Below are 15,231 nucleotides of genomic sequence, written 5' to 3'. Positions count from 1 at the left end.
CATGGCAGGCGGCGAGACCCTGGAGGTCGATGGCCGACGGATCTCGATCACCAATCTCTCGAAGGTGCTCTATCCGGCGGCGGGGACCCGAAAGTTCGAGGTCATCGACTACTACTCGCGCATCGCCGACGTCCTCCTCCCCCACGTGCGAGGCCGCCTCATCACCCGCAAACGGTGGCCCAACGGCGTCGAGTCGACCCCGTTCTTCGAGAAGAACGTGCCCGACAGCGCACCGGACTGGATACGGCGCCACGGCATCCAGCACAGCGAGCGGGTCATCTCCTACGCGATGGCCGACGATCGCGCCACACTCGTCTGGCTCGCTCAGATGGCGGTGCTGGAGATCCACACTCCGCAGTGGCGGCTTCCGATGGGACCCGACGGCGCTCCCATGGCGAACCGCATCGTCTTCGACCTCGACCCCGGCCCGCGGGTGCCGCTGCACCGGACCGCGGAGGTGGCGTGCGAGATCCGCAACTGGCTCGGCGGGGCGACGACGTACCCGGTGACCAGCGGCGGCAAGGGTATCCACCTCTATGCGCGGCTCCCGAAACCCGTGACGTCGGACGCGGCGCGCAAGGTGGCACAGGAGGTTGCCAACGAGTTCGCGCGTCAGCACAGTGATTTCATCACCGCCAAGATGTCGAAATCGCTGCGCGACGACAAGGTCTTCATCGATTGGAGCCAGAACACCGCCGCCAAGACCACTCTCGCTCCGTACTCGATGCGCGGACGCGAGCAGCCCTGGGTGGCCGCGCCGCGCACCTGGGAGGAGATGGAGGATCCCGGGCTCTCCCAACTGCTCTACTCCGAGGTGCTGGAGCGCGTGGAGGAGTTCGGCGATCTCCTGGAGGGACTCGACGACCCCTACGGTGACACCGACGGGGATGAGCCGGAATCCGCCGTCGAGCCGGCAGCGGGTCAGGTCATCAACCTGAAGGAGTACCGGCGCAAGCGCGACCAGTCGAAGACGCCCGAGCCCTTCGGGGACGACGTGCACCGGCAGCGCATCGAATCCGAGAATGCATCGGAGGAGCCGGAATCCGCCGGCACCGCAACGGACCGGGCACCAATCTTCGTGATCCAGGAACACCATGCCCGGCGGTTGCACTACGACTTCCGGCTCGAACACGACGGGGTCCTGGTGTCGTGGGCCGTGCCCAAGAACCTGCCCACCGACCCCGACCAGAACCGGCTCGCGGTGCAGACCGAGGACCACCCGATGGACTACGCCGACTTCGAAGGCGACATCCCGGCGGGCGAGTACGGCGGTGGTCACGTATCGATCTGGGACAAGGGCATATTCGAGCTCGAGAAGTGGCGCGACAAAGAGGTCATCGTCCGCCTCCATGGCGAGCGCGTCCAGGGTCGCTACGCCCTGATCCGGACCGGCGAGAAGAACTGGCTCGCCCATCTCATGAGCGACGAGCCCCGGCCGATCGTCCCCGACAGCCTCACCGATCCCCGCCCGATGCTGGCGACCGACGAGTCCATCGACGGGCTCAACGGCCGCGACTGGGCCTTCGAGGGCAAGTGGGACGGGTACCGCCTCCTCATCCGTTCCGTCGGCGGCGAGTTCCGGCTCACCTCGCGATCGGGTATCGACATGACCGCCGACTTTCCCGAACTCGCGGGCCTCGCCGACGATCTCGGCCTCATGGACGTCGTGCTCGACGGGGAGGTCGTCGCCATCGACTCCTCCGGGCGCACCAACTTCACCTTGCTGACCTCGCGCCGGCACACCGACGAGCCGTACTCGCTCCGGTTGCATCTGTTCGACATCCTGTTCCTCAACGGCTCGTCGTTACTGCGCAAACCGTGGTCGGTCCGACGTGAACTGCTCGAGGAACTGGCACCCGCGTTCCGCAACTCAGCCTTCGTCGAGGTTCCGCCGCTGCTTCCCGGTCCGGGTTCGGCCGCCGTCGAGTACAGCCGCGAACACAATCTGGAAGGGGTTGTCGCCAAACGTCGCAACTCCGTGTACCAGCAGGGGCGACGGTCGACGACGTGGCTGAAACACAAGAACTGGAGCGACATCGAGGTCGTCGTCGGCGGGTACCGACCGGGGCGCGGCAACCGCTCCCACACCATCGGCTCGTTGCTGATCGGTCTGCCCGAGGAGACCGGATTACGCTACGTCGGCCGCGTCGGCACCGGTTTCACCGACGCGCAGCTGCGTTCGCTCGCCGAGGAACTCGGCCCGCTGGAGATCTCGCGGTCGCCGTTCCTCGACAAACTCGACCGGCCCGTCGAATCGAGCGCGGTATGGGTGCTGCCCAAGATCGTCGGCGAGGTCCGGTTCATGGACTGGACGACGGCCGGGCATCTGCGGCATCCCAGCTGGCGGGGGATCCGGCGGGACAAGTTGCCCGGCGATCTCTGAGCGCCGACGAGCGGCCGCAACCGAATCGAGAACAGGAGCGACACCCATGACCGGTGAGACGATCACCATCGCCGCCGCCGAGGGCGACACCGAAGCCTATGTGACACGGCCGGATTCGCCGCCATCCGATTCTCCGCTGCCGGGTGTCCTGTTCTTCACCGACATGATCGGGCTGCGGCCACGGATCGAGGCCATGGCCGACCGCATCGCGTCGTGGGGATACGTCGTCCTGGTTCCGCACCTGTTCCATCGGTACGGTTCCGCCACGGAATGGGCACCGACCGAGGATCTCCTGCTGCCCGAAGCGCGGGCCGCGTTCTTTCGATCTGCGATGCCGCGGGCACGGACACTCACGCCTGACGCGGTACGCCCCGATCTCGTCGCCTATCTCGATGCGCTACAGGCCCTACCGGGTGTCGCGCCCGGCCCGGTGGGTGTCACCGGGTACTGCATGGGCGGTCGGTTCGCGCTCACCATCGCCGCCGCCCGGCCCGACGACGTGGCCGCGGTCGGCATGTTCCACACCGGCGGGCTCGTCACCGACGACCACGACAGCCCGCATCTGCATCTCCTCGGCATCGATGCCTTCGTCCTCGCGATCCACGCCGACAAGGACCGATCGCTACCCGCCACGGCGGTGGCCCAGTTCGAGCACGCGCTGACCGCCGGGGGTATTGCCCACTCGGCAACCGTCTACCCCGGTGCACCACACGGTTATACGATGTCCGACCTGGCGGCCTACCACCACGAGGCCGCCGAACATCACTTCGCCGAGCTGGAAGCGCTCTTCCGGCGGACGCTCTAGGGGTGAGTCGGTCCCGCTCCGGGTGGTGGCGGTCCGACCGTGTCCTCGTGGGGATCGTCGCGATGCCCGCAAGGCGACTACAAGTCGGGTGTAAGTCGGGCGGCGCACAGTGGCCGTAGTCAGCCACCGCGAGCCTTCAGGAGCCACCCATGACCAGCCGCCCCACCTCCCGCACCGACACCACCGCGTCCAGCACACCCGATCTCACCGGCATGAAGATCGCCCACCGGGGCATGCTCCACGACACACGCCGCTTCGCCGAGATCCTCGGCCGGATCGGCGGTGGTGAGCCGTGTGATGGTCGTCGTCGCGACGCCATCGCGGGCTATCTCGATCAGCTGTGCGCGTCCATCCATCATCACCACACCATCGAGGACGAGGTGGTGTGGCCCATCCTCACCGCATCCGCCGGTGCCGCCGTCGACGTCCATGACCTGGAAGACGATCACACCCAACTCGAGGCGTTGCTCGCGACACTGCAGGCGCGCATCGCCGCGTTCTCAGCCGCGAAACCCGACCGCCTCGGCGTGGCGGCGACCGACCTGGCGGCGACACTCGACGACGTTCACCAGCTGCTCGGCGAGCACATCGCCGACGAGGAGCGAGTCGTGTTCCCGATTGTCGATCGCTATGTGAGCGTGGCCGATTGGGATCGGGTGGAGAAAGCGGCCCGGGCCGGCGCGAGCATGAGATTCGAGGCCCCGAGGATGATGCGGCACGCAGATGAGCGGGAGCTGGCGAAGATGAAGAGCGAGGCGGGTCCGGTCATCCGGGCCATGCTCGCCCTGCTCGTTCGCAGCTTCGACAAGCGGGAGGCCCTCATCGCCGGCCCAGCTCGATGAGGCCGGCTCGTACGGTGGCCTGCACCTCCTCGGCCGTACGACGGTGGGCAGCCGCCGCGTCCGTGTCGCCGAGGAGATCGGCGAGTTCGGCGAGCACCACGTCCATGGGGCCGAATGCGACCGATCCCGAGTTCAGGCCGGCAACGGTCCCCGACCACGGCCGCAGTTCGGTGTACAACACGCGAGCGGCCTCGGTCATCTCGAGCCGGACGAGGGCGCGAGCGTGGAAGACCGACATCGCGGTCCAGTAGAAATCGCGGCTGATCGGCGGCGCGGCGCGAGCGACGCGACGCGCCTGATCGGGCTGACCGGCGTCCAGCAGTGCGACGACGTACACCCAGGAGATCATCTTCGGAGCCACCTCGTCGATCGCGGCGAGAGGTCCGACGAGATGAGCGAGCGAGCCGCGGAACCAGCCGATCACCATCTCGCCGACCAGACCGATCTCCGCCGAGTTCACCGCGCCGGCGGCCTGCAGCCGGGCGGTGAGGTCGCGGTACTCACGCTCGGCCTGGTCGATGTCGCCACCCAGCACCTCCAGTACCGCCGAGAAGGCCGACAACACGACGACGAGTTCACCGGCACGCCCACTCGAGGCCGACCGCAGGCCCTGTTGTACCTGCGCGACGGCGCCGGGGAGATCCACCCGCGCCGCACGCGCGAGAAACGAGAAGAAGTGCGCGGCAGCCTGATAGGCGAGCACTCCGGATTCACCTGCCACACGGTCGAACTCGTCGGCGAATTCCGGGAGCTGCGCGCTGAGGTCAGGACCCAGCGCGGTGTACACACGCGCATTCCAGGCCGCGCAACGGACCTCGGGGTCCTCGTGGTCGGCTGCGGCTGCCACGGCCTGCGCGGCGAGTTCGATGGCGCGACGGTCATCGATGCCTTCGATTTCGAAGACCAGTGACACCAACAGGTACACGCGGTCCGCACCCGTGGCGCGACCCAGCGCGTCCGTCATCGCCGCGATCAAGTCCGTGTCGGCGATCCGTTGGCGGCGCGTCGTCCAGATGACCGGCGCCCGCCAGCACGTGAGCGCGGACATCACCAGGTCGTCGTCATCCAGCTCTCGCGCGACCGCGAGGGCCTGACCGCGGCGTGCACGGGCCTCAGCGGTGTCGTCGCCGCGGAACGCCAGTGCCGTCACCAGGTGCGTCAACGCGAGGACGAACGCAGAGCGCCCGGCCTCGTCGGCGGCCGACGCGGCGTGTCCGGCCATCTCGTGCAGACGTACTGCGGAGCGCCACAGGTCTGCCGAGTCCGCCGTGAACTCGGTGGCGAACCTCGCCGAGGCCGCGACGGTCACCAACTCGAGCGCGCGCTCGATCGTGTCCGGGACGGCGCCGAGCGCCGCGTGGTGCGCCAGCTCGTCCGGGTCGACGCCCCGGGTCTGTTCGAGATACACCACGATCTGCCAGTGCGATCGCCGCTTTCGCAGCGTGGGGATGCTGTCGTACACGGCGTCTCGCACGAGAACGTGGTTGAAGTGGACCGTGTCGACGTCAGCGGTCAACAGTCCGGCGGCGACGGCCGTGTCGATCGCGTCGAGGACGAGTTCCTCGGCGGTTTCGTCGGTGTTCCTGTTCCACAACGTGAGTACGCCGTCGATGGGTGCGCTGCGTCCGAAGAGCGCGGCGAGACGCAAGACGGTCGCCACCTCGGCGGGAAGCCGTTCGATCCGCTGCATCAGCACGCTGGTGACGCCACGGGGGATCGCGGCGGCAGCAGCCGAGAACCCGCGAGATGCGACCAGCTTGGCGAGTTCGCGCACGAACAGCGGGTTGCCGTCGGTCCTCGTGCGCAACAGCTCGAGCAGTGGGGTGTCCACGGATTCCAGTCCCACCGACGCCGCGAGCTCGCGGATACCGTTGTCCGACAGACCCTTCAACTCGATGTGGTCGGCAGTCACCGCGGCGAGGGATGCCGTGGTCGCCAGCAGGTCGACACCTGCTTCCGACGCCCGGTACGTGACCAGCACGAGTACCGGGGACCGGGCCATCCAGGTCACCAGTTGTCGAAGTACCTGGAGCGTGGCGCCGTCGGCGCGGTGTGCGTCGTCGAGGACCAGGACGATGCCTCGCGCCCCGGCTTGTGCACCGCAGGCTTCCATCACCCGCCGGGCGATGTCGAACGAACTGTCCAGCATCTCGACCGATGTCGGTTCCCCGCGAGTTCCGACCTGTTGCAGAATTTCTCGCCATGCCCAGGCTGTCGGAGCACCGTCGACCTCGGGGCAGTGTCCGATCGCCCCGCCCCACCCGGTGGCGCCGAGACGGGTGACGAGAGAGTCCGCACACGTGCTCTTGCCGCCGCCGGCCTCCGCGCAGAGCCACACCACTCGCAGACCGGATGCGCTCGCCGCCTTCTCGGCATGACCGACGAGGGTCGCGAGTTCGTGCTCCCGTCCGGCGGGTTCGCGACGACCCACCGCCGCGGAGACGGGCAGCACGCTCGGCGGTTTCGGCGGTTCCGGCACGGCCGGCGCCACCGGTGCCGTCAGAGTGGGCGCCTGCTGGAGGATGTCGCGTTCGAGTTGCTGGATCGGCGGTCCGGGATCCACTCCGAGTTCGTCGGCGAGATATGACCGCAGCCGACGCAGCGTCGCCAGGGCGTCCGCCTGCCGTCCCAGTCGGTACTGAGCCAGCGAGAGCAGTCGGAAGTACTCTTCGCGGGCCGGTTGGTCGTCGCACTCCGCTGCCAGCACCTGCGCGACCTCCGCCGCACGTCCGTGGTCGACCGCCAGTGATGCCCATTGCTCGACCGCCGACCGGCGCACGTCCTGCAGGCGGGCGACTTCGGGCTGTGCCCAACTCTCGGCCGAACATGCGCCATAGGGATCTCCGCGCCACATCCGCAACGCGCCGTCCAGTTCGTCGAGTCTCGACGCGGGATCCTCGGCGTCGCCGACGGTGACGAGGGCCTCGAACTCCCAGACGTCGACACCCGATCGTGGGAGCCGTAGTGCGTATCCCGGCTGTTCGCTGACCAGCACGGTGGCCGGAGCGCGGGGTGGGCGGGACGGTTCGATGACGCGTCGCAGGTTGGACACCTGCACCTGGAGGCCCGCCAGGGCCTTGGGCGGTGGTTCGCCGTTCCAGAGGTCGTCGATCAACCGATCCGTGGACACCACCCGTCCGCGACCGGCCACGAGCCGGGCCAAGACGGCACGTTGTCGACGCGGGCCGAGATCGACCACTTCGGAATCGAGTTCGCAGGAGATGGGGCCCAGCACCGAGATGCGCAGCGCCGAAGCGGCATCACCGGCCGGATGCCCGTCCCGAACCGCCATACACCACCCGATTCTCTCGCCGTCGACGACAGACTATCGCCGCGACCGATATCGCGTGTCGCTCACCGGCCGCCACTTCCATCCGCTGGGACGGCTCGGTGGGCAATCGGCGTGTGGCGATCCGTCGATCGTCCCCCGTCGCGCGAGCTGAGCACCGCCCACCCCCAGAGCATCAACCACACGCTCATACCGCCGACCTGGATGCGCTGGGCGAGTCCGAGCCGGAAGTCGCCGGACAGGTTGTCGGCGACCAGCATCCACACCGTGGCGAGCGCGACGACGACGAACACCGTGTTCCCGATCCGCCGGAGGACCGGCCAGACGGTGCCCCCGGAGGAGGTGCTGCGCAGCGCCGAGACGCCGGCGGCGACCATCACCGTGAAGATGGCGAACACCGCGACCGTACTGGTCAGCGCATGGATGTGGTGCAGTTGCGGGAGCAGCCCGCTCGGCTCGCGCGGGCACCCGGCGTCGACTCCCGGAATGCACTCGATCGGGAGCAGGGCGTCGGCGATGGTCGCCGCGCCGAAAACCGCCAGGGCGAGAACGGCGGTGGTCGCCGTCCGACCGCGGAAGGTCCGGTGCGGGACGAGCAACAGCAGTGCCGCGACCAATGCGCAGATCCCGGTGGTGACGTCCCCGACCACGTAGATGTCCCGGTGGGGACGATTCGCGGCGTCGAGCTCGCTGAGGAAGCTGCGCATCGGGTCCAGCGAATCCGCCCACGCGAACTCCATCACCCACGACGAATAGCAGAGGCCCGCAACGGCGATCAGGATGCCGGCGACCGATCTCCTCACGAGGCAGGCGTCGACTCCGGTGCACCGATCGGCCTTCCCTGGCGCAGCGGGAGCTCCTTCCAGGTGACCGTGCCGATGATTGCCAGCAACGAGATGATCGACACCGCCAGGAACACCCGGTCCATGGAATCGGCGAAGCCCTCCTTGATGGGCTGGGCGAGCTCGGTCGGCAGCTTCTCGATGATCGAGGTGTCGCTCATGACGCTGTCCGACGATCCCGTTGCGGCGCCGGGGTTCTGAGCGGCCGCGATGAGCGACTGTCCGAATGCGCTGACCTGCGGGTCGGAACTCTGCGCGGCCTCCACGACCGCCGCCCGGTACTCGGGCTGCGCGGCCGCCGACACCATCTCGTCCTTGATGTTCGGCCCCATGAACGAGAACAGCAGTGAGAAGAAGACCGCGACACCGAGCGTTCCGCCGATCTGGCGGAAGAAGGTGGCGGTGCCGGTCGAGAGCCCCATGTCCTTGGGCGGCAGGATGTTCTGCATCGCAAGAGTGATCGGCTGCATCAGATTGCCGAGGCCGAAGCCGAGCAACGCCGCCATCAGCATGACGAGATAGACCGGGGTCTCGGTACCGACCAGGTGTAGCAGGAAGGTGCCGGTGGTGATCAGCACCGCGCCGATGATCGTGAAGATCTTGTACCGACCGGTGCGGGAGATCAGCTGGCCCGACAGGATCGAACCGGTCATGAGTCCGAGCACCATGGGCAGCATCTGGAGACCGGCGATCATCGGGCTCGATCCGCGGAGGACCTGGAAGTACTGCGGCAGCATGGAGATTCCGCCGAACATGACGGCACCGATGATGACCGAGACGACGATGCCCTGACTGAAGACCACGTTCTTGAACACCCGCAACGGGATCAGCGCGTCGTCGCCCATCGTGTGCTCGATCCAGATGAACGCCGCGATACCGACGACGCCGATGCCGTAGCACAGAATCGCCAGCCCGGAGCTCCAGCCCCACTCGCGGCCCTGTTCGGCGACGATGAGCAGCGGCGCCACCGCGACGGCCAGCGCTGTCGCGCCCCAGTAGTCGGTGCGCCCACCGACGCCCTTCTGCTGGTCGTAGTTGAGCACCTTGTAGACGACGAACAGTGCGACGAGCCCGATCGGCACGTTCACGAGGAACACCCAGCGCCAGCCCGACACCCAGAGGATGGTCTCCTGACCGGCGAACAGACCGCCGAGGACCGGGCCGAGGACACTCGAGGTGCCGAACACGGCAAGGAAGTAACCCTGGTACTTGGCGCGTTCGCGGGGCGGCACGATGTCGCCGATCGTGGTCAGCGCGAGGGTCATCAGACCGCCCGCACCGAGTCCCTGGAATGCGCGGAACGCGGCCAGCTCGTACATCGACGTGGCGATCGTGCACAGCAACGAACCGACGATGAAGATCGAGATCGCCAGCAGGAAGAACGGTTTGCGACCGTAGAGGTCGGACAGCTTGCCGTACAGGGGCGTCACGATCGTCGCGGTGACGAGGTAGGCCGTGGTCACCCACGCCTGCATGTCGTAACCCTGCAGGTCGTCGGCGATGGTCCGGATCGCGGTCGACACGATGGTCTGGTCGAGAGCAGCCAGGAACATGCCCATCATGAGTCCGGCCAGGATGGTCAGGATCTGGCGATGGGTCAGTCCGGCCCCGGCGACCTCTTCGTGGGCCACCGTTTCGGGGACGACCGTTTCGGGGGTCGCCGAGGAGTCTGTCATTGTCGTCCTTTCACGGGTTTCACGCGTCCGCGTCCGGCTTGCGGGCTGAGCACGCCGGGTTGAGGGCCGAGTCGGCAGCGTCGACAAACCGACCGAGAAGCCCTACCAGGGTGTGGAGTTCATCGTCGGTCCAGTCCGCCATGACGCCGGCCATCGCGGATCGCCGCATCTCGCGCATCGCCAGGACGCGGTCCCGGCCCGCATCGGTGATGACAAGGAGGGTGGCACGTCCGTCGTCGGGGTCCGCCTCTCGACGGATCAGTTCGTGGTCCACCAGTAGAGCCACATGGCGACTCACCGTCGACGGATCGGCGTTCATCGCCTCGGCGAGTTCGCGGGATCGCATCGACCGTCGGGCCAGAGGGAACAGCGCCTTGAACGCCGCCGCCTCGAACTCGCCGTCTCGTGTTCGGAAGGTGGTGTGGACCGCCCGTTCACGGATGCGTACGAACCGCAGCAAGGTCTCGAACAGGTCGTCGATCGCCTGCTGATCGAGAACCGGCATCGTCGCCACCTCCGGATTCCCTCTTTACTTTCCCTTTGCAATTAGTTGCGCTGTGCAACTAGTTGTCGTGCGCAAGTGTGCGCGCGACGAAGGAAGAATGCAACCAGCTCGGGATACCACCTGGTAGAGGCGCGGGGATCAACGGACGCGGCGCCCACCGCACCGGACTTCGTCACCTGCCGGAGAGAGTGAATCGCCGACCTGCCGGGTCGGGGGTTGGCAGGTCGGCGACTCACTTTCGATGTCGTTCCCGGATCGCCGTACGTTACCCGCGTCGACGAGTGGGAGCGGGCTGAACCACAGCGACGGCACGGAAGTGCGTTGCGCCTCCCGGCCCCGAGGCGATGCGTCGTCGGACTGTGCGTGCGGTTAGCCTCGTGGGAGCCAGAACCGTGACAGGAGCTCTTCGTGTTCGTTGTCGCCCACATCAGCGACCTGCATTTCAACGGGACGCGGTTCAATCGGGCCCGCATCCAGGCGGCACTGGGCTACATCAATGCTCGTGCCGCCGGCATCGACGTCCTGCTGGTCACCGGTGACATCGCCGACGAGGGTGCGGCCAGCGAGTACCGCGAGGCCCACGGGGTACTCGAGAGTCCGCTGCCGATGCTCATCACCGCCGGCAACCACGACGTCCGCGAGCCGTTCAGCGCGGCTCTCATCGGCACCGAGACCTCCGGCCCGATCAATCACGCGCGGACGGTGCGCGGACGCGACGGCTCCGACGTGCTCTTCCTGATGTGCGACAGTTCGATACCGGGACGCAACGACGGCCGTCTCGACGACGCGACGATCGCCTGGCTGTCGGAGCGACTCGACGCCACGACCGCGGACACCCCGGTGTTCATCGCTTTTCACCATCCGCCGGTCGACCTGCTCATGCCCTTCATGGACTCCATCCGGCAGCGTGACGAGGGCCGCCTCGCCGACCTGGTCGGAGAACACCCGAACATCGTCGCGTTCCTGTGCGGACACGCGCACACCCCGGCGGTGACCACATTCGCCGACCGTCCGCTCTGCGTCGCACCGGGCGTGTCGTCGACACTGAACCTCCCGTTCGAAGGACGCGAAGTGGTGAATCGCGGTCAGCCGCCGGGTATCGCGTTCCACCTCTATGACGAGGAGCGGTTCGTCACCCACTTCCGGTCGGTGATGTTCTGACCCCCGGCGGCCGCGACGTGCCGGCGCGTCATCACCCCGCGAACCCGCGCACCAGATCGGCCATCGTCTCCGGCTGATCCTCGGGGATCAGCGTCCACGAGTCGTCGACGACGACCTTCGACGCATCGGGAAACAGGTCGACGAGCCGATCGGCATGCTCCAGCGGCATCATCCGGTCTTCCCTGGCCCAGACCACGAGTACCGGCCGGTCGAATCGTGCGAGCGTGTCCGACAATTCGAGCAGGCGGCGGCGAGAGGGCGCGCCGACCGCGAATTTCACCAGATCGCGCCGGATCGCCGCGTTCTCCACGGCCGGCCGGAACCACTCGTCGAAGAGCGAATCCGGTATGCCCGACTTCGTCAGAGCCCCGTATGCGCGCGTGCTGTGCCGGAAGAACCGCGTGCCCAGCATCCTGGTGAGAATCCATCCGCCGCCCGGCACCCGGCACAACAGCGCCGCCGGACGCGCGGGCGCAGGCGGATAGTTGTCGAAGGCGGTGCACGAGACCAGCATCAGTTTGCCGATGCGCTTGTCCCGACCTTGGGCGATCGCGAACTGTCCGCCGCCCCAATCGTTCAGCACGAGCGTCACGTCGTCGAGGCCGAGCGCGTCGAGGAAGTCGGCGAGGATGCCCGCCATTCCCGTCTCGGTGAGGTCGGCGTCATCGTTCATCGGCTGCGTGTGCGCACCCATCGGAAGCGTCGGAGTGATGCACCGGAAGCCGGCCAGGAGCGGAATCACCTTGCGCCACTGCCTGCCGTCCATCAGCAGACCATGGCCGAACACCACGACCGGTCCGTCACCCCCGGTGTCCTCGTAGGCGATGGGCCCGGATGGAACGTCGACGATCGGCACGTTCCACCTCCTAGATAGATCGTTCTACTTAGAAGGAAGATAAGCTGTCACGGCACGATGCGCAAGGAGGAGACGCCATGGCAGCAGACCCCACGACTCGCGACCGGATCCTGGAGGCCACCGCGGAGTTGTATCGCCGTCAGGGAATGCCGGCCACCGGACTCAAACAGATCTCGGCGGCGGCGCAGGCGCCTTTCGGATCGATCTACCACCACTTCCCCGGCGGCAAAGAGGCGATCAGCGTCGAGGTCATCCGGCGCGAGGGCCTCCGGTACGGCGGGTTCGTCGGCGAGCAACTGGCCGCCACCGACCCTCTCTCCGGTATCCCGTCACTGTTCGAGAACGCGGGAAAGTTGCTCGAAGCCCAGGATTACGGCGAGGCGTGTTCCATCGAGACCATCGCGCTGGAAGTCGCGAGCACCAACGAGCGCCTCCGCCTCGAGGCCGCCGACGTCTTCGAGAGCTGGCTGGCCGGTCTCGCCGCCTGGTTCGGTCAGCTCGACATCACGGGGTCGGAGGCTCGTCGGCTGGCGCTGATCACTCTCACCGCCCTCGAAGGCGCCTTCGTACTGTGCCGCACGCTGCGGTCGGTCGAACCGATCACGAGCGCCGGGCACGGCGTGCAGGCCGCCGTTCACGCCGCGGTCCGTTAAGGGTGACACCCGGCGCGATCAGGCGTCAGGCCGACGAACCGGCCTTCAGGAGCTCCTGGAGGATCTTGCCGCCGATCTCCGGGATGAGGCCGGGGCCGGTCTCCGGGAGGTTCTGCGGCAGCAGCCCCGGCTCGTGGGTGGCCGGGATACGGGCGGTCCGGGTCGCCTCCAGCCTGATGCCGGTCTGCTGCGCCTTTGCCAGCGGGGTCTGGTACTTCTCGAGTTCCGTTGCGGTGGTGAGCGACCCGACGACACGCAGCCCCATGGCCCCGAAGTCCGCCGCCCCGCGCCGGATGTGGTTGGGCGACGTGATCAGCACGATGTCGCGGATGCCCTGCGCCCGCAGGATCTCGGCGGTGTTCTGTGCATTGGCCACGGTCGACCCCGACTTGTCCTCGGTGAGGATGCGGCTCGCGCTGACACCGTTGTCCACGAGCCACGTTCGCATCGCGGCCGCTTCGGTGACACCCTTCTTCGGCACCCCGCCGGTCACCACGACCGGAGCACCGGTCGTCAGCTCCGATTGCGCCTTGGCCGCCGACACCCGGTTCACGAGCTCCGGCGCCATCTTCCCGTTCGCATTCAACCCGTACCCGAGGACGACGATGGCCACGCGGCCGGACACCGGTCGGGGCGTGGTACTCGGCACGATCTGCGCCGCGGTCGCGACACCGGAGATGATGTTGCGTGCTGTCGTCGCCAGTGCCGGATTCATCATCGACAGTCGGTTGAGTGCCGACTGGACCTGGCCCGCTCGCTGCGCTCCCGGCGCCGAGCGGCCGGCCACGACATCCTCGACCTGATCCGACCAGATCGCTTGCAGTGCCAGCGCATCGGAGTCGGCCGGCGCCACCGCCAGTACCTGCTGGAGGAGCTCCAGGCCGCCGGTGACGTCACCTCCGGCGAACTTCGACTGCGCGTCGTTGTACAGGCCGGCCGGGTCGATCGCGGACGCGGTCGTCACCACCGACGCATCCTGCGCCGGCAACGTCCCGACCGCCACGCCACCGAGCGCGGCGACCGCGATCGTCGCAGCAGCCGCCAGCTTCCTGCGCTTCACTCTGGTCACACCAGTCACTCGCGTAACAGTACGAGAGATGCACAACGACCCCGCACCCGTCCGATCCCAGATCGGTAACGGGTGCGGAGTCTCTTGCGGCCGGGCGTAGCTCAGCGCTTCAGGCCGGCCACCTTGAGCAGCTCCGGGCGTCGCAGGACCAACCCGATCCACATGAATACGCCGAGGTAGACCGCGAACAGGATCGTGTCGAACAGCGGTGCCTCGATCCGCATGTTCGCCGTGACCGCGCCACCGAGGTAGGCCGTGATCCCCACCGCGCCGAGCACGGCGGTGCGCGGGATCGCGTAGACGACCAGGCACACGAGCAACACGACCCCCATCACGATGGCCTGGTCGGCGGGAAAGCCGAGCTCCCGCGTTCCGTCGATCACCGCCTGCGGACGGGCCAGCTTGCCTGCGACGTCGAACGCGAGGAATGCGCCGACCAGAACGCTGATCACGATTCCCGTTGTGCGGCGCCGGTTCCGGCGGGCCGGCGGCGCCTCGTCGGACGCGGGGATCGTGGTCGGGGCGGCGGTGTCCTCGGTGATGCTGTTGCGACTCATGATGTTCTCCTGGCGGCTCGGGCGAGTGTGTTGTGCAGGGATAGACACGCCTGCTCGCCAGAATTCATCGCCGGAGGTGGTCCGGAGGCGCTACCGATCGGCGACGAGCCGCACGAGCGGATACTCGCGCGTCGCCTTCTTCTGATACTTGGCGTATCGCGGCTGCGCCTCGACCACCCGATCCCACGCTGCTGCGCGCTCGGCGGCGTCGAGTACGACCGGCCGCACGGCCACCGGCTCCTCCCCGTGGCGCTCGACCGACACGCCATCGGGACGGGCCGTCAGGTTGGCGAACCAGTCCGGGTTCCGGGCGCCACCACCCGATGCGACGACCAGCCAGCCGTCACCGTCGGCGAACCAGCTCAGGGGTGTCTCACGCACGAGACCAGAGCGCCTGCCGGTCGTGCGCAGGATGAGCATCTCCATCCCCCACATCGATCCGGACTTCTTCCGGATGCGGGCGACGGTGCGCTCGTTGGTCTTTCGCTGGTACCAGAGCGAGAGTGACCGCAGGGACAAGGACATGACTTCCTCCGATGAGATCAGGTGATGCGCCGACAGTACGGCGCCGGCCGGCCCCACGGCTTCTCGAT

Annotated in this window: 13 protein-coding genes; 5 read left to right on the top strand and 8 right to left on the bottom strand. The window is 67.7% G+C overall.

The annotated features are described in order from the left end of the window. Nucleotide 1: 1 nt before the first annotated feature. The 3 genes from AB4Z55_RS04445 to AB4Z55_RS04435 all read left to right on the top strand — a co-directional run bounded on the left by AB4Z55_RS04445 (nucleotide 2) and on the right by AB4Z55_RS04435 (nucleotide 4,030). On the top strand, nucleotides 2-2,383 hold the full coding sequence (locus tag AB4Z55_RS04445; RefSeq protein WP_369519229.1) for an ATP-dependent DNA ligase: 2,382 nt from the start codon (nucleotides 2-4) through the stop codon (nucleotides 2,381-2,383). A 46-nt stretch (nucleotides 2,384-2,429) separates the two neighbouring features. Then, entirely contained in the window at nucleotides 2,430-3,188 is a 759-nt protein-coding gene (locus AB4Z55_RS04440) for a dienelactone hydrolase family protein (RefSeq protein ID WP_369519228.1), read from the top strand. 149 nt (nucleotides 3,189-3,337) lie between these two features. Further along, complete coding sequence (locus AB4Z55_RS04435; RefSeq protein WP_369519227.1) at nucleotides 3,338-4,030, top strand: hemerythrin domain-containing protein; 693 nt, start codon at nucleotides 3,338-3,340, stop codon at nucleotides 4,028-4,030. Here the strand turns inward: AB4Z55_RS04435 and AB4Z55_RS04430 are convergent. The 4 genes from AB4Z55_RS04430 to AB4Z55_RS04415 all read right to left on the bottom strand — a co-directional run bounded on the left by AB4Z55_RS04430 (nucleotide 4,008) and on the right by AB4Z55_RS04415 (nucleotide 10,342). Next, a complete protein-coding gene (locus AB4Z55_RS04430) occupies nucleotides 4,008-7,322 on the bottom strand; it encodes a BTAD domain-containing putative transcriptional regulator (RefSeq protein ID WP_369519226.1) in 3,315 nt (1,104 codons plus the stop codon). The genes AB4Z55_RS04435 and AB4Z55_RS04430 overlap by 23 nt on opposite strands. Nucleotides 7,323-7,384: 62 nt before the next feature. Continuing rightward, a complete protein-coding gene (locus AB4Z55_RS04425) occupies nucleotides 7,385-8,122 on the bottom strand; it encodes a DUF998 domain-containing protein (protein WP_369519225.1) in 738 nt (245 codons plus the stop codon). Then, complete coding sequence (locus AB4Z55_RS04420; protein ID WP_239402363.1) at nucleotides 8,119-9,837, bottom strand: MDR family MFS transporter; 1,719 nt, start codon at nucleotides 9,835-9,837, stop codon at nucleotides 8,119-8,121. The genes AB4Z55_RS04425 and AB4Z55_RS04420 overlap by 4 nt, the downstream gene beginning before the upstream one ends. A 19-nt stretch (nucleotides 9,838-9,856) precedes the next feature. Further along, nucleotides 9,857-10,342: a MarR family winged helix-turn-helix transcriptional regulator gene (locus AB4Z55_RS04415; protein ID WP_004020370.1), complete on the bottom strand. Its 486-nt coding sequence runs from the start codon at nucleotides 10,340-10,342 to the stop codon at nucleotides 9,857-9,859. A 408-nt stretch (nucleotides 10,343-10,750) separates the two neighbouring features. On the opposite strand from AB4Z55_RS04415, the gene AB4Z55_RS04410 reads away from it, so the two are divergent. Beyond that, entirely contained in the window at nucleotides 10,751-11,503 is a 753-nt protein-coding gene (locus AB4Z55_RS04410; protein WP_004020371.1) for a metallophosphoesterase, read from the top strand. A gap of 31 nt (nucleotides 11,504-11,534) precedes the next feature. Here AB4Z55_RS04410 and AB4Z55_RS04405 read toward each other — a convergent pair whose 3' ends face one another. After that, nucleotides 11,535-12,359: an alpha/beta fold hydrolase gene (locus tag AB4Z55_RS04405; RefSeq protein ID WP_239402364.1), complete on the bottom strand. Its 825-nt coding sequence runs from the start codon at nucleotides 12,357-12,359 to the stop codon at nucleotides 11,535-11,537. 77 nt (nucleotides 12,360-12,436) lie between these two features. Between AB4Z55_RS04405 and AB4Z55_RS04400 the strand changes: the two genes are divergently transcribed. Continuing rightward, entirely contained in the window at nucleotides 12,437-13,012 is a 576-nt protein-coding gene (locus AB4Z55_RS04400) for a TetR/AcrR family transcriptional regulator (RefSeq protein WP_369519224.1), read from the top strand. 25 nt (nucleotides 13,013-13,037) lie between these two features. Here AB4Z55_RS04400 and AB4Z55_RS04395 read toward each other — a convergent pair whose 3' ends face one another. The 3 genes from AB4Z55_RS04395 to AB4Z55_RS04385 form a co-directional block, all read right to left on the bottom strand. Further along, entirely contained in the window at nucleotides 13,038-14,081 is a 1,044-nt protein-coding gene (locus tag AB4Z55_RS04395) for a YdcF family protein (RefSeq protein WP_248645679.1), read from the bottom strand. Nucleotides 14,082-14,182: 101 nt separating this feature from the next. Continuing rightward, nucleotides 14,183-14,638 carry a DoxX family protein gene (locus tag AB4Z55_RS04390; RefSeq protein WP_369519223.1) on the bottom strand — a complete coding sequence of 152 codons (456 nt, stop codon included), beginning with the start codon at nucleotides 14,636-14,638 and terminating at the stop codon, nucleotides 14,183-14,185. 90 nt (nucleotides 14,639-14,728) lie between these two features. After that, nucleotides 14,729-15,163 (bottom strand): nitroreductase family deazaflavin-dependent oxidoreductase, encoded by a 435-nt coding sequence (locus tag AB4Z55_RS04385; protein ID WP_369519222.1) that lies wholly within the window; start codon nucleotides 15,161-15,163, stop codon nucleotides 14,729-14,731. Nucleotides 15,164-15,231 lie beyond the last annotated feature (68 nt).

It is taken from the genome of Gordonia sp. ABKF26, from assembly GCF_041103195.1.
GTDB lineage: Bacteria > Actinomycetota > Actinomycetes > Mycobacteriales > Mycobacteriaceae > Gordonia > Gordonia terrae.
This window is presented reverse-complemented; position numbering and strand designations above follow the sequence as displayed.